General features: G+C 68.8%; 1 protein-coding gene. It reads left to right on the top strand.

The window, feature by feature from the left end:
• Positions 1 to 237: 237 nt before the first annotated feature.
• Positions 238 to 1428, top strand: coding sequence for an IS110 family RNA-guided transposase (locus AC5P09_RS51775; protein ID WP_493880604.1), 1191 nt, complete (start codon positions 238 to 240; stop codon positions 1426 to 1428).
• Positions 1429 to 1449: the final 21 nt, after the last annotated feature.

Genomic DNA, 1449 nt, shown 5'->3' with positions numbered 1-1449 from the left:
TCAGTCGTCCCTACGTTGTTCATCGGGATGAGCGAGCCATTCGTAGGGTTGGCTCACCCAGGGGCGCTGGGTGTGGCTTTCAGTCGTGTGCCGTTCGTGTGGCTTCGGACGATTCGCCGCCCGGCGCCCCACGACGACTCGGCTGCTCATTAGGAATTGCGGCACTGATCGCTCAGTAGGGACTCGACAGCGAGGTCGTCTGCGGTACCCGTGTAGGAGCGACCTGCGGAGACGTACATGACAGCGATCTGGGCCGGTATCGACGCCGGGAAGACCCATCACCACTGCGTGGTGATCGACGACACCGGCAAGCGGCTGCTCTCGCGGCGCGTGGCCAACGAAGAGACCGAGCTGCTCCAGCTCTTGGCCGACGTCCTCGACCTCGCTGACGAAGTCACCTGGGGCATCGACCTGGCAGACGGCGGGGCCGCTCTGGCGATCGCTGTCCTGCTCAACCACGGCCAGCCGCTGCTCTACATACCCGGCCGGACCGTCAACCGTGCCTCGGAGGGATACCGGGGCGACGGCAAGACCGACGCCAAAGACGCGGCGGTCATCGCCGACCAGGCCCGCATCCGCCGCGACCTGGCACCGCTGCGGCCCACCGACGAGCTGGTGGCCGAGCTGAAGGTCCTCACGCGCCGCCGCCGTGACCTCAGCGACGACCGCACCCGGACCATCAACCGGCTCCGCGGCCACCTCACCGAGATCTTCCCCGGCCTGGAACGCGAACTCGACCTGACCAACGTCGGCCCGCTGGTGCTGCTGAGCGGCTACCAGACCCCGGCCGCCATCCGCCGCGCCGGCACCCGGCGGCTGACCACCTGGCTCCGCAACCGCAAGGTCGTCCGACCCGACCAGCTCGCCGCCAAGGCGGTCCAGGCCGCCGAGGGCCAGCACACCGCTCTGCCCGCCGAAGAGATGACCGCCCAGGTCGTGAACTCCCTCGCGAAGGAGGTGACGGCCCTCAACGAGAAGATCGCCGAGACGGACAAGCTCATCGAGGGCCGGTTTCGCCAGCACCGCCATGCCGAAGTGATCGCCAGCATGCCCGGCATCGGGCCGCTGCTGGGGGCGGAGTTCCTCGCCGCCACCGGCGGTGACCTGAACGCCTTCGACAACGCCGACCGGCTCGCCGGGTTCGCCGGCGTCGCCCCCGTCGCGCGCGACTCCGGAAAGGTCAGCGGCAACCTGCACCGGCCAACCCGCTACAGCCGCCGCCTCCAACGCGTCTTCTACACCTCCGCGTTGATCAGCATCCGCTGCTGCGACGAGTCCCGCCGCTTCTACGACCGCAAGCGCGCCGAGGGAAAACGGCACAGCCAAGCGGTCATGGCCCTCGCACGCCGACGAGTCAACGTCCTGTGGGCCCTCCTGCGTGACGGACGGTGCTACCAGCCCACACCGCCCGTCACCCTCACGGCTTGACATCCCGATTAGGAATCGTCC

The sequence above is a fragment of the Streptomyces sp. a15 genome (genome assembly GCF_059026085.1).
Note: the sequence above shows the minus strand (reverse complement) of the source record. Positions and strands in the feature narration are given on the sequence as shown.

Coding starts and splice junctions, on each gene's coding strand:
- AC5P09_RS51775 (WP_493880604.1), top strand. CDS start 238: ATGACAGCGATCTGGGCCGGTATCGACGCCGGGAAGACCCATCACCAC.